11 protein-coding genes and 1 pseudogene are annotated in these 11,931 nt (G+C 53.2%); 3 read left to right on the top strand and 9 right to left on the bottom strand.

Annotated elements, in window-relative coordinates; all coding sequences use genetic code 11:
* The 3 genes and pseudogenes from arnB to ACJ9N4_RS16720 all read right to left on the bottom strand — a co-directional run bounded on the left by arnB (position 1) and on the right by ACJ9N4_RS16720 (position 2,221).
* On the bottom strand, positions 1–1,140 hold the full coding sequence (gene arnB, locus ACJ9N4_RS16730) for a UDP-4-amino-4-deoxy-L-arabinose aminotransferase (protein WP_182272974.1): 1,140 nt from the start codon (positions 1,138–1,140) through the stop codon (positions 1–3).
* Between the two features lie 422 nt (positions 1,141–1,562).
* A pseudogene (locus ACJ9N4_RS16725) lies at positions 1,563–1,694 on the bottom strand (phenolic acid decarboxylase); the annotation flags it as partial.
* Positions 1,694–2,221 (bottom strand): NlpC/P60 family protein, encoded by a 528-nt coding sequence (locus tag ACJ9N4_RS16720; protein ID WP_182919079.1) that lies wholly within the window; start codon positions 2,219–2,221, stop codon positions 1,694–1,696. The gene ACJ9N4_RS16720 and the pseudogene ACJ9N4_RS16725, both read right to left, overlap by 1 nt.
* A 237-nt stretch (positions 2,222–2,458) precedes the next feature.
* On the opposite strand from ACJ9N4_RS16720, the gene ACJ9N4_RS16715 reads away from it, so the two are divergent.
* Positions 2,459–3,121 carry an HAD family hydrolase gene (locus ACJ9N4_RS16715; protein WP_182272976.1) on the top strand — a complete coding sequence of 221 codons (663 nt, stop codon included), beginning with the start codon at positions 2,459–2,461 and terminating at the stop codon, positions 3,119–3,121.
* Between the two features lie 47 nt (positions 3,122–3,168).
* On the opposite strand, the gene ACJ9N4_RS16710 is transcribed toward ACJ9N4_RS16715, so the two are convergent.
* The 3 genes from ACJ9N4_RS16710 to ACJ9N4_RS16700 form a co-directional block, all read right to left on the bottom strand.
* Positions 3,169–4,194 carry a TerC/Alx family metal homeostasis membrane protein gene (locus tag ACJ9N4_RS16710; protein ID WP_182272977.1) on the bottom strand — a complete coding sequence of 342 codons (1,026 nt, stop codon included), beginning with the start codon at positions 4,192–4,194 and terminating at the stop codon, positions 3,169–3,171.
* Positions 4,195–4,361: 167 nt separating this feature from the next.
* Entirely contained in the window at positions 4,362–4,760 is a 399-nt protein-coding gene (locus ACJ9N4_RS16705; RefSeq protein ID WP_182272978.1) for a potassium channel family protein, read from the bottom strand.
* Between the two features lie 125 nt (positions 4,761–4,885).
* Positions 4,886–6,079, bottom strand: a complete 1,194-nt coding sequence (locus tag ACJ9N4_RS16700; protein WP_182919080.1) for an NAD(P)/FAD-dependent oxidoreductase — start codon at positions 6,077–6,079, stop codon at positions 4,886–4,888.
* 229 nt (positions 6,080–6,308) lie between these two features.
* On the opposite strand from ACJ9N4_RS16700, the gene pitA reads away from it, so the two are divergent.
* The gene (pitA, locus tag ACJ9N4_RS16695) at positions 6,309–7,808 is read left to right on the top strand and encodes an inorganic phosphate transporter PitA (protein ID WP_182919081.1); all 1,500 of its coding nucleotides are present in this window, start codon (positions 6,309–6,311) and stop codon (positions 7,806–7,808) included.
* A gap of 56 nt (positions 7,809–7,864) precedes the next feature.
* On the opposite strand, the gene uspB is transcribed toward pitA, so the two are convergent.
* Entirely contained in the window at positions 7,865–8,200 is a 336-nt protein-coding gene (gene uspB / locus ACJ9N4_RS16690; RefSeq protein WP_003861224.1) for a universal stress protein UspB, read from the bottom strand.
* A gap of 282 nt (positions 8,201–8,482) precedes the next feature.
* On the opposite strand from uspB, the gene uspA reads away from it, so the two are divergent.
* Positions 8,483–8,920, top strand: coding sequence for a universal stress protein UspA (gene uspA / locus ACJ9N4_RS16685; protein WP_003861223.1), 438 nt, complete (start codon positions 8,483–8,485; stop codon positions 8,918–8,920).
* 80 nt (positions 8,921–9,000) lie between these two features.
* Here uspA and rsmJ read toward each other — a convergent pair whose 3' ends face one another.
* Both rsmJ and prlC read right to left on the bottom strand, forming a co-directional pair.
* Positions 9,001–9,753, bottom strand: a complete 753-nt coding sequence (gene rsmJ / locus ACJ9N4_RS16680) for a 16S rRNA (guanine(1516)-N(2))-methyltransferase RsmJ (RefSeq protein WP_182272981.1) — start codon at positions 9,751–9,753, stop codon at positions 9,001–9,003.
* 7 nt (positions 9,754–9,760) lie between these two features.
* Positions 9,761–11,803 (bottom strand): oligopeptidase A, encoded by a 2,043-nt coding sequence (prlC, locus tag ACJ9N4_RS16675; protein ID WP_182919082.1) that lies wholly within the window; start codon positions 11,801–11,803, stop codon positions 9,761–9,763.
* Between the last annotated feature and the right edge of the window lie 128 nt (positions 11,804–11,931).

Here is an 11,931-nt window from a genome sequence, read left to right as displayed (position 1 = left end):
TCAATTTCCTGCGAGCTGATGGAGTGCGGTAATGACACGGGTGGTGTCGTCATGAGTCATATCCGGGAAAAGAGGGAGAGAACAAATACGCGCGCTATTCCATTCAGAGTTCGGGAGCGATACATCCGGAAAACGCTCGCGGTAGTATTTTTGCGTGTGGGCGGCGCGGAAATGCAGGCCAGTACCAATGCCTTTCTCTTTCAGCGCAGCCATCAGGTTATCGCGTGAGATCCCACACCGGGCTTCATCAACACGAATGATAAAAAGATGCCAGGCGTGTACATGTGGCCAGGCCGGGATACTCAGTGGCTGGAACGGCGTATCTGCAAGTTCCAGCAGGTAGCGTTCGGCAATTTCCTGACGACGTTTGTTGGCATTCTTCAGTTTGCCTAACTGCACCAGTGCCAGAGCAGCGTTAATGTCCGCCAGGTTGTATTTGAAGCCAGGGGAGATAACCTCTGCCTGCGGCGCACGACCGTGCGTCTGGCGGTCATAGGCATCCACACCCAGTCCGTGGAATTTCAGGCTGCGGATCCGCTGCGCCAGTTGCGCATCATCCGTCACCACTAACCCGCCTTCGGCGCAGGTCATATTTTTAATGGCGTGGAAAGAGAAAATCGCGGTGCCTTGCCAGCCCACATGGTGGTCTTTGTAGTACGTTCCCGCTGCATGCGCTGCATCTTCAATGACGGGAATACCATGACGTTCACCGATAGCACGGATGGCGTCGATATCACACGGAGCCCCTGCATAATGAACAGGTATAATCGCTTTGGTACGCGGTGTGATGGCAGCTTCGACGGCTTCCGGAGTGACCATCAGCGTATCTCTGTCTACATCGATCATCACTGGCGTTGCGCCCAGCAGAACGATCATATTCAGCGTCGACACCCAGGTCAGGGATGGCGTGATCACTTCATCGCCAGGGCCAATGCCCATCGCCATCAGCGTGACATGCATCCCCGCGGTTGCAGAGCTGACGGCAATCGCATGATGATTTCCCGTAAGTTGACAGAATGCCTCTTCAAGCTCCTGATTTTTCGGCCCAGTGGTGATCCAGCCTGACATCAAAACGTCCTGAAGCGCCGCAATTTCCTCAGCGCCCATCGACGGTCGCGAAAAAGGCAGAAAATCACTCATTATTCATTTCCTTGCTGTATTAAAAGCATCATCTTTTACTGCGCTGTCGTCATGGGCAGCTCAATGGGATCTTGCAAGATGGTTATTAAATAAATACCAAATAGAATTTAGTCGCCGCTTCATTTATGTCAACAAACCATCAACTAAGGCAAAGTAGCGTCCTTTTCTTAGGAAAGAATTAAGACATGCTTGAAGTGTAATGAGGTTAACATGAGAGGAAGGATAAAAAATCATTTAGCAACATCAGGATAGGTCAAATCGCTATGTTTTGATTTTTTTGTGAATATGCTCACGGCAAATACGCTTACATTTCAATCCGTTTACGTGAAAAACCAGAAAAGTAAATGAATGCTCAACCAATATAAAAATCCCGAAGGTTTTTGACTAAAAGAAGTCACTCCGGGAATTTTTATTAATGTGAATTATCGCGTTTCGTTAAGATTAGCAGAAAAATTATCAGGCCGTTCACCGGCTGAGCAGACGATAATGCTGTCATTGTTCGCACCGCAGTCGCGTACAAAAGTGATTGTCGTATATTCATCAATGAGTTCCGTCAGGCTGCACTGCCTGCCACCCGGCGAGCAGTAATATAACGCTCTTGCCAGTAGTTATCGGTCAGGGTTGAAACCGTTACCCCCTGGCTGCTCGACGCGTGAATAAACTGGCTGTCGCCAATATAGACGCCCACATGTTTACGGTTCGGGCCAGTCTGGAAGAACACCAGATCCCCGGCCTTCAGGCGGTATTGCGCCACCTGTACACCGCGGTGGATCTGTTCGCTCGTCGTGCGCGGCAAATCAAGATGTGCCGCATCGCTGAACAAATGCTGCATCAGCGCGGAGCAGTCCACACCGTGACGTGTAGTGCCCCCCCACTGGTAGTGAGTGCCTTTCCATTTCTGGTATTGATCAAGCAAACGCGAGCGAAGCGGGCCAGATCCCTGATGAACCAGCGCGGCCTTCGCTGGAGAGATCGCCAGGTCGCTGTTCATTGATAACATCGACACAGGCAGTTGAAAACTCAATGCAGAAAACGATGCAAAACTTAACGAAAGTACTGAAATAAGAAGTCTGAAAGTCATAACAAAAGAAACAGTGAGTGAATTTTTCCTTACCTGTGGAGGCCAATGTTCCCCCGAAATATCTTTCGATGTGGTTATAATATGGGCAGCTCATTTTTCACCCAATCTTTATCGAGACCAAAACTGGACTCATTCCGGGGTCGCAAGATTGATAAAAAAATGCACGTGATCGAAGGACTGTCGGGGTAAAACAGGTAAACTATTAAGCAGAATGTGTATTTCAGCTAAGACGTATTTATGACCAATATGATTGCCGACGAGGCAGTAGCGAAGTCCAACGTGCTCTCTGTCTTCGACTTTGATGGCACATTGACGCACCACGACAGCTTTATCCCTTTCCTGCGCTTTGCCTTTGGTAAACGTTACTTCGCGGGCCGACTGGTGCGCATGGCGTTACCGACGCTCCATTGTGTACGCCGCAAACTGACGCGCGATGAGCTGAAAGAAGTGCTGATTAAAACGTTCCTGACGGGCGTGGATGAACACTGGTTACGTCAGCAGGCTGAAGCGTTTTGCGAAAAATACTGGGATAAGCTGATGCGCCCTGCGGGCGTGCTGGCCGTTGCAGCGGAGGTTAATTCCGGTGCGGAAGTGACTATCTGTTCCGCTTCCCCGGCGCTGGTGCTCCAGCCGTGGGCCGATAAGCTTGGTATTAAGTTGATTGGGACACAGCTGGAAGTCAAAAACGGTAAGCTGACCGGGCGTATCACGGGTAACAACTGCCGCTGTGCTCAGAAGGTGGCCAGGCTGGAAAAGGTGTACGGCAATCTGAACGATTACCACCTGCGCGCCTGGGGGGATACCCGTGGCGACCACGAACTGCTGGCGGCCGCACAGGATCCACACTGGCGGCATTTCCACCCTCCGCGCAAGCGCAAGAATTCGCCGCTCAAGGGTTAATCCGGTGCGGTCTGCTGCCCTCTCCCACGGGGAGAGGGCAACTTACCTTAGGCCTCTTCCCTTCCCGGGAACATGACACTCGCAATAATTCCCAGTGCCAGCACGCCAAGTACCACAAACAGGCTTGCCGTGGCATCAATGCTGTAACCGTGATGCCAGAAGTGATCGGTCGCATTGAGTCCCAGCTTGAAGGCCACGAAGAACAACAGCGCCACCACCGCTTTCTCCAGATGCACCAGATACTGCTTCAGCGCTTCCAGCACGAAGTAGAGGGTTCGCAGGCCAAGAATGGCGAACATCATTGCACTATAGATAATGAGCGGTTCACGGCTGACGGCAATAATGGCCGGTACTGAGTCAAACGCAAACATCACGTCAGACAGTTCCACTACTGCCACACAGAGCAACAGCGGCGTTGCGTAGCGCTTCGCCTTCTTCATGCGCCCGACCATCACATCCTGGTTCTCTGGCTTTTCAAGCTCCGCATCAACCTCTTTCTGGGTCAGAATAAAGGCATGACTGCTGATTTTCGGCCAGACAGGATAGAAGCGCTTCACCAGCCGATAGGCCAGATGACCGGAGTAATCTTCAACTTCATCACTCTCTTCATTGCGTTTGAGCATCATCACGGCCGTCCAGCCAACGATCAGCGCGAAAACCACCTCAACGTAAGGGCCCAGGCTCAACAGACTGGTGCCAATGGCAACAAAGATACCGCGGAAGACAATCGCCCCCAGAACGCCCCAGTAGAGGACGCGGTGACGGTATTTATCCGGCACACCAAACCAGGCAAAAATCGCCATCATCACAAACAGGTTATCGACGGAGAGCACTTCCTCCAGCGCGTAACCGGTGAGGAACAGGCTTGCCATCTCTGCACCGTGGTGAACATACAGGAACCCGGCAAACGCCATTGCCATCGTGAACCAAAAAATGGACCACATCGCGGCGCTTTTCAGTGAGACAGGTTTGTCATGACGATGCATGAAGAGGTCGATAAACATCGCCCCAACGGCCATCACAACAAAGACAACAACGGTTTCAGTCGGGAAACCGAGATGAGCAGCTGACATACACAACCCTTTTGGAAGACAAAACACAACACCATGCAGACTGGCATACGCCAGTAATTGAAAAGGGCGGGCTGTTTATCAGCCTCTTCACCCTCAAATCCGCAGCCATATCGGCTGCGCAAGGAGATGTACTTTACCTTACTACCCGGGGGTAGCGCATCTGTCGTTTAGGTACTCATCCCACGTAAACGCTGAAGGACCCCGACCAGCACCGCCACAGACCATCCCACCATCAACGCTCCCACCAGCCCTTCCAGGCCACCAATAACCCGCCAGTGCAGGGGTAAGGTGACATCGCCATATCCTACCGTCGCATAGCTCACCAGAGAAAAATAGAAGCTGGTGTTCCAGTCGTTAAATGCCTCAACCACAAAGTAAAACGCGGCGAAAAGCCCGGCTTCAAGAAGATGGGCGAAGATCATTGAAATGACAATGCCGACATTGCGTAATACAACGCGTATGGCAGAACCCACCTCCAGGTTGATGAATTTTAAAACACAAAACATCCACAGCGAATGGATAACCACGGTAAGGGTAAGCAAAATAGTGATGCTGAGTAATATCATGGGGAGTGCTCTGACCGGAAAAGAGGATTGCCCCGCGAACGCATCGGGGCATCTGAAATTGTTTCGCTGAGTCGAAGCTTAGTGGAACCGGGGGATAAAGTTGGTGCAATAATTGCTCAAGGTTATTATTTTTCTGCCAGCGCCTGCGCACACGCCCAGGCACTTGCCCATGCCCACTGGAAGTTATACCCACCGAGCCAGCCGGTGACGTCCATCACTTCACCAATGAAATAGAGACCTGGCACGTTGCGGGCCTCCATCGTGCGCGAAGAAAGCTCATGCGTGTCGACCCCGCCGAGCGTCACTTCTGCTGTGCGATAGCCTTCAGTACCGTTTGGCTGGACGCGCCAGTGGATCAGCGTTTCGACCAGGCTCTGCTGTTCACGGCTATTGAGTTGTTTGAGCGAGACATCCGGGATCTGCCCCAAAACCTGCAAACACTCCACCAACCGTTTCGGTAACTGCATCGCCAGGGTGTTTTTCAGGCTTTGATTCGGGTGTACGGTACGTTGCTCGTTGAGGAATGCATCCAGATCGCAATCGGGTAACAGGTTAACCGCAACAAACTCACCCGGCTGCCAGTAGCTTGAGATTTGCAGCACCGCAGGGCCAGAGAGGCCACGATGAGTGAAGAGAAGATTTTCACGGAACACCGTACCGTCTTCCGCGGTAATCACCGACGGAACCGAGACGCCAGAAAGCGTCTGGAGCTGTTCCAGAAGCGGTTTATGCAGCGTGAACGGCACCAGACCCGCGCGTGTTGGCAGTACCTTCAGACCAAACTGCTCAGCAATTTTGTAACCAAATGGCGAGGCACCCAGCCCAGGCATGGAAAGACCGCCACTGGCAATCACCAGGTTATCGGCGCTGACGCTTTCACCGTTCAGGTGCAGCGTGTAACCCTGATCGTCGCGGGTCACGTCCAGCACTTCCGTACGCAGACGCATTACCACACCGCCCTTTTCACACTCGGCCACCAGCATGTCGACAATCTGCTGCGCGGAGTCGTCACAAAACAGCTGACCCAGCGTCTTTTCATGCCATGCGATGCCGTGCTTACCCACCAGGTCGATAAAATCCCACTGGGTATAACGCGCCAGCGCAGATTTGCAAAAATGACGGTTTTGGCTCAAATAGGCCGCGGGTTCGACATAAAGGTTAGTGAAGTTGCAACGCCCGCCGCCCGACATCAGGATCTTGCGGCCCGGTTTTTTACCATTATCCAGCAACAGCACACGACGGCCCGCTTGCCCGGCCATCGCCGCACAAAACATACCCGCCGCACCGGCACCTATTACAACGGCATCAAACCTTTCCACGTCAAAACCCTCTTTGTTAGTTGCCGCGGATTGTAAAGTTTCCTCTGTGGTCGCACCAGCGTAAATAACCCGGATTTCAGTCATTTTATTGAAAAATAAAATATATTTCTTTACCTTCGCCTGACAAAGCCGAAGGAATATCAAAAAAAAGCTAGATTTCACTTTGCCCGTTACCCGTTTGTCCTGGATAATGCGCCGCGTTCATGTCCTCAAAATGGCGTAACGTCCTATGCTACATTTGTTTGCTGGCCTGGATTTACATACCGGGCTTTTACTCTTGCTTGCTCTGATTTTTGTATTGTTTTACGAAGCGATCAACGGCTTCCACGACACTGCAAACGCAGTTGCAACAGTTATTTACACTCGCGCAATGCGATCGCAAGTCGCGGTCGTTATGGCGGCGGTATTTAACTTTTTTGGTGTCCTCCTGGGCGGACTGAGCGTTGCTTATGCCATCGTGCATATGCTGCCAACGGATCTGCTACTTAACGTTAGTTCTGGCCATGGCCTTGCTATGGTGTTCTCAATGCTGCTTGCTGCAATTATCTGGAACCTCGGTACCTGGTATTTCGGCCTGCCTGCATCCAGTTCTCACACCCTCATCGGCGCGATTATCGGTATCGGGTTAACCAATGCCCTGATGACCGGTACATCGGTTGTTGATGCGTTAAACATCCCGAAAGTGTTGGGGATCTTTGCCTCACTCATCGTTTCCCCTATCGTGGGTCTGGTGGTTGCAGGTGGATTGATTTTCATTCTGCGTCGTTACTGGAGCAATACTAAAAAACGCTCCCGTATTCACCTGACGCCGGCTGAGCGTGAAAAGAAAGATGGCAAGAAAAAGCCACCTTTCTGGACACGGATTGCTCTGATCCTTTCCGCTATCGGCGTGTCGTTCTCACACGGCGCGAACGACGGTCAGAAAGGCATTGGTCTGGTCATGCTGGTACTGATTGGTGTCGCTCCGGCGGGGTTCGTGGTCAACATGAATGCCTCCGGTTACGAAATCACCCGTACGCGTGATGCGGTGAACAACGTCGAAATTTACTTCCAGCAGCACCCTGAACTGCTGAAGAAAGCGACCGGCGTTGACCAGTTGATCCCGTCTCCTGACGCGGGCACAACGACCACACCGACGGAGTTCCACTGCCACCCGGCGAATGCAATTAACGCGCTGGAACGTGCGAAAGGCATACTGGGTGATATCGAAAGTTATGACAAACTTTCCGTTGAACAGCGCGGTCAACTGCGTCGTATTATGCTTTGCATCTCTGATGTAACGGATAAAGTCGCGAAGCTGCCGGAAGTCAATGCAGACGACCAGCGACTGCTGAAGAAACTGAAAAGCGATATGCTCAATACCATTGAGTACGCGCCAATCTGGATCATCATGGCTGTCGCACTGGCACTGGGTATCGGTACGATGATTGGCTGGCGTCGTGTGGCGACCACCATCGGCGAGAAGATTGGTAAGAAAGGCATGACCTATGCGCAGGGTATGTCCGCGCAGATGACGGCGGCGGTCTCTATCGGTCTGGCGAGCTACACCGGTATGCCTGTTTCCACGACCCACGTACTCTCCTCTTCGGTAGCGGGTACGATGATTGTCGACGGCGGCGGTCTGCAGCGCAAAACCGTGACCAATATCCTGATGGCCTGGGTGTTTACCCTTCCGGCCTCCATCCTGCTGTCTGGCGGGTTGTACTGGATTGCACTGAAGCTGATTTAATCGGCTGAAGGCGACAAAAAAGCGGGTCAGGAAACTGACCCGCTTTTTTTTTGTGCTCAGTGCCAAATCATCAATGCAATCATACTGACCACGACCAGGCCACACAGCGCACTGGTCAGAATGAACTGACGACGCAAGCGCTCACAACGACGGATAAACTCTTCATCGTGATGGTCGCGGTAGCGCTGGTAATAGATATACCCCACCAGACGCATCTGTTTGCTGGGCTGTCCATGCGAGGTGAAGAAACCTCCACCGTCCACATACTGATAAAGCAACGGATCGCAACCACGAAGTACCACTAACAGCGCACGTAACGATGAGAAGTAGCGCGCCATATTCACTATGCAAACCACGCACAGTGCCCAAAACAATGCGACGGTGCTAATCATACATCCTCCCCGGCGTCCGCCCACGAAGCAAGGCTTCTGAGCTACCGCACCCAATGCCCTGACAGACAGTTCAGTGAAAGAATGACTCAAAAGTCGATCCGGTTCGCGTTTTAATATCCGAACGGCTCATTAAATAGTGTAGGAGATCCGTTAATTTTTTTGCCACAAGGTTAATCGTTATCAACACCAAAGCTTGAAAATTTTGTTTAACTGAGCCGTAATTAAGCATCAGACGACGGCTTTCCCTTTTAGTCATCGATAACTTAAGGAAGGAGTAACACTATGGCTTACAAACACATTCTCATCGCGGTAGACCTCTCCCCGGAGAGCAAAGTGCTGGTTGATAAAGCAGTATCCATGGCACGCCCATACAACGCGAAAGTTTCTCTTATTCACGTTGATGTGAATTACTCCGACCTCTATACCGGTCTGATCGATGTCAATCTTGGCGATATGCAAAAACGCATCTCCGAAGAGACACACCACGCACTGAGCGAGTTGTCCACCAACGCAGGCTACCCCATCACCGAAACCTTAAGCGGCAGCGGTGACCTGGGCCAGGTACTGGTTGATGCGATTAAGAAGTACGATATGGATCTGGTGGTTTGCGGTCATCATCAGGACTTCTGGAGCAAACTGATGTCCTCAGCGCGTCAGCTGATCAACACCGTTCACGTAGATATGCTGATTGTTCCACTGCGTGACGAAGAAGACGAGTAAGTCAAACGTGCCCTCTCCCCAGGGAGAGGGCACGTTTGAAGACGTAGGCCGGGTAAGGCGAAGCCGCCACCCGGCTTTTTTTATTCCGGCGTACCGGAATAAATATCAAACCGGTGTCCTTTGGTCACCACCGCATTCGTCGTGGCGACGTCAGCCAGCGGTGGCGCATAGTCAGGGCGTTTCACGACGACCCGTTTTGTTGCTAACCGGCAGGCAGGCTCCAGCAAACCATCCGCGTCCAAATCCGGCCCCACCAGCGACTGAAACACACGCATCTCTTTCTTCACCAGCGCGCTTTTCTGCTTATGCGGGAACATCGGGTCAAGGTAGACCACCTGCGGGCGCGGGGTGATATCCGTCAGCGCCGTCAGGCTGGAGGCGTGGATCAACTGTAAACGCTCCTGTAGCCAGGAGCCGATTTCCGGGTCAGCGTAGCCACGCGTCAGCCCATCGTCGAGCAGCGCCGCGACCACCGGATTGCGCTCCAGCATCCGCACGCGGCAGCCCACCGACGCCAGCACAAACGCATCACGCCCCAGTCCCGCCGTCGCATCGACCACGTCCGGCAGATAGCTCCCCTTGATACCAACCGCTTTAGCGACCGCTTCGCCGCGGCCACCGCCGAACTTGCGGCGGTGCGCCATTGCCCCGCCAACAAAATCGACAAAAATCCCGCCAAGCTTCGGTTCATCGCGTTTACGTAATTCCAGATGCTCCGGTGTCATCACCAGCGCCATCAGGTTTTCTTCATCATGTTCCAGTCCCCAGCGGGTGGCCAGAACAGATAAGGCACCGTCTCCGGTGCCTGTTTCATCGACTAAGCAGATCTTCACGTAGCAATTAGCCTTTAATTCCGTAATGCTCCAGCATCGCGTCCAGTTGTGGCTCACGGCCGCGGAAGCGTTTGAACAGCACCATAGGCTCTTCGGAACCACCGCGAGTCAGGATGTTGTCGAGGAACGACTGACCGGTTTCGCGGTTGAAAATCCCCTCTTCTTCGAAGCGAGAGAAGGCATCCGCCGCCAGTACGTCGGCCCACAGGTAGCTGTAATAACCTGCCGCGTAGCCACCTGCGAAGATATGGCTGAACGCGTGCGGGAAACGGCCCCAGGTTGGTCCTGGAATAACGGCAACCTGCTTTTTAATCTCAGCCAGGGTTTCGAGGATTTTCGCCCCCTGCTCCGGGCTAAACTCGGCATGCAGACGGAAGTCGAACAGGCCGAACTCCAGTTGACGCAGGATGAACATCGCCGCCTGGTAGTTTTTCGCCTCCAGCATTTTCTCCAGCAGTTCTTTCGGCAGCGGTTCGCCCGTTTCAAAGTGACCGGAGATAAACGCCAGCGCGTCCGGCTCCCAGCACCAGTTTTCCATAAACTGGCTTGGCAGCTCGACCGCATCCCACGGCACACCGCTGATACCGGCTACGCCTGCGGTTTCGATACGGGTCAGCATATGGTGCAGACCGTGACCGAACTCGTGGAACAGGGTGATCACTTCATCGTGGGTGAACAGTGCCGGTTTGCCATTCACCGGGCGGTTGAAGTTACAGGTCAGGTAAGCAACCGGCTTTTGCAATGAACCGTCGGCTTTACGCATCTGGCCGACACAGTCATCCATCCACGCTCCGCCGCGCTTGTTCTCACGCGCATAAAGATCCAGATAGAAGCTGCCACGCAGCTCGTTTTTCTCGTCATATAACTCGAAGAAACGCACATCCGGATGCCAGACGTCGATATCAGTACGCTCTTTAGCCGTGATGCCGTAGATACGTTTCACGACTTCAAACAGGCCGTTAACGGCTTTGTTTTCCGGGAAGTACGGGCGCAGCTGCTCGTCGCTGATGCTGTAAAGGTGTTGTTTCTGTTTTTCGCTGTAGTACGCGATATCCCACGGCTGCAGCTCATCCACACCGCACTCCGCTTTCGCGAAGGCACGCAGCTGGGCCAGCTCTTTTTCACCCTGCGGACGGGCACGTTTGGCAAGGTCGGTTAAGAAATCGAGCACCTGTTGTGGGTTCTCGGCCATTTTGGTGGCGAGGGATTTGAAGGCATAGCTTTCAAAGCCCAGCAGTTGTGCCAGCTCGTGACGCAGCGCGAGGATTTCTGCCATCACCGGGCTGTTGTCCCATTTGCCCGCATTCGGCCCCTGATCTGACGCACGCGTGCTGTAGGCGCGGTACATCTCTTCGCGAAGCGCCTGGTTGTCGCAGTAGGTCATCACCGGCAGATAGCTTGGGATATCCAGGGTCAGCAGGAAACCTTCCTGCTCTTTGGCCTCGGCCTGGGCTTTCGCCGCCGCCAGCGCACTTTCCGGCATACCGGCCAGCTCAGCTTCGTCGGTAATCAGTTTCGTCCAGCCCATCGTGGCATCCAGCACGTTGTTGCTGTACTGGTTGCCCAGCTCAGACAGGCGCGCCGCGATTTCACCGTAGCGGACCTGCTTCTCTTTTGGCAGGCCAATCCCGGACAGCTCAAAATCACGCAGGGCATTATCAACTGATTTTTTCTGCGCAGTATTCAGCGATGCATAGTGATCGCCATCGCGCAGGTCGCGGTAAGCTTTGTATAACCCTTCGTGTTGACCGACCCAGGTGCTGTACTCAGAGAGCAGCGGCAGAGTTTGTTCGTAGGCTTCGCGCAGTTCCGGGCTATTTTTCACCGAATTCAGGTGGCTCACCGGGGAGAAAATACGCCCCAGCACATCATCCACTTCTGCCAGCGGCTGACACAGATTTTCCCAGGTGTACGGAGCCCCCTGCTCCACCACGCTTTCTACCGCCGCACGACAGCTGGCCAGCGATTGCGTCACGGCCGGGACAACATGTTCAGGAAGGATTTTAGAAAACGGCGGCAACGAAAAAGGCGTCAGTAATGGATTGGTCATAAACGCAGTCCTGTTGAATAAGATGAATGAAGCGCGCATCCGGCGCTGGGCATATTGATTCTAGAATGGGGTTAAGTGTAGTGAATTTCAATGCTAAGCGTGGCGGAAATGCGCCCGGTGGCGCTGCG

Origin of the sequence: Enterobacter sp. LM3, from assembly GCF_046622475.1 — a bacterium.
Classification (GTDB): domain Bacteria; phylum Pseudomonadota; class Gammaproteobacteria; order Enterobacterales; family Enterobacteriaceae; genus Enterobacter; species Enterobacter cloacae_P.
The sequence above is the reverse complement of the archived record's forward strand: the minus strand, read 5'-3'. Positions and strand labels throughout refer to the sequence as shown.

Coding starts and splice junctions, on each gene's coding strand:
- ACJ9N4_RS16705 (WP_182272978.1), bottom strand. CDS start 4,760: ATGATATTACTCAGCATCACTATTTTGCTTACCCTTACCGTGGTTATC.
- arnB (WP_182272974.1), bottom strand. CDS start 1,140: ATGAGTGATTTTCTGCCTTTTTCGCGACCGTCGATGGGCGCTGAGGAA.
- ACJ9N4_RS16710 (WP_182272977.1), bottom strand. CDS start 4,194: ATGTCAGCTGCTCATCTCGGTTTCCCGACTGAAACCGTTGTTGTCTTT.
- ACJ9N4_RS16720 (WP_182919079.1), bottom strand. CDS start 2,221: ATGACTTTCAGACTTCTTATTTCAGTACTTTCGTTAAGTTTTGCATCG.
- prlC (WP_182919082.1), bottom strand. CDS start 11,803: ATGACCAATCCATTACTGACGCCTTTTTCGTTGCCGCCGTTTTCTAAA.
- uspA (WP_003861223.1), top strand. CDS start 8,483: ATGGCTTACAAACACATTCTCATCGCGGTAGACCTCTCCCCGGAGAGC.
- pitA (WP_182919081.1), top strand. CDS start 6,309: ATGCTACATTTGTTTGCTGGCCTGGATTTACATACCGGGCTTTTACTC.
- ACJ9N4_RS16715 (WP_182272976.1), top strand. CDS start 2,459: ATGACCAATATGATTGCCGACGAGGCAGTAGCGAAGTCCAACGTGCTC.
- uspB (WP_003861224.1), bottom strand. CDS start 8,200: ATGATTAGCACCGTCGCATTGTTTTGGGCACTGTGCGTGGTTTGCATA.